The sequence below is a fragment of the Corallococcus sp. AB030 genome (assembly GCF_003668965.1).
In the GTDB taxonomy this organism is placed as follows: Bacteria; Myxococcota; Myxococcia; order Myxococcales; family Myxococcaceae; genus Corallococcus; species Corallococcus exiguus.
On the sequence record NZ_RAWQ01000499.1, the window covers coordinates 1 to 445 of the forward strand.

General features: G+C 69.0%; 1 protein-coding gene. It reads right to left on the reverse strand.

Features of this window, described 5'->3' with window-relative positions; genetic code table 11:
- The coding region (locus D7Y15_RS43790; protein WP_121756239.1) for an ABC transporter substrate-binding protein at positions 1–445 on the reverse strand (445 nt) is incomplete at both ends.

Sequence of the window (445 nt, forward strand, 5' to 3'; positions counted from 1 at the left end):
ATGTTGCCCTGGTCGTTGGTCGTGGTGATCGCCTGCGCGATCTTGCGCAGCTCGGCCCAGGTCGCAGGGGGCGCGTCGTAGCCTGCCGCGGCGAGCAGCGCCTTGTTGTAGACGAGCGCATAGATCGACAGCTCGGTCGGGTAGCCCCAGAGCTGGCCGTCGATGGTCGCAGCGCCGACCGTGGCGGGGGAGTAGGTGGCGGCGATGGAGTCGAGCACGTCCTGGGGCGGCGGCTCGAGCACGCCCGCGCCCACCAGTTGCGGCGCCCAGATCGAGTAGATGTTGTAGATGTCGGGCGCGGTGCCGCCGACCCGGCTGGTCAGGATGGTCTGGAGAAAGTCGCCGTACGCGGTCTGCTGGTGCTCGATGGTGACGCCCGGATGCTCGGCCTCGTAGGCATCGAAGCAGGCGAGCAGCGGCGCGGCCTGCTCCTCGCTGTAATGGG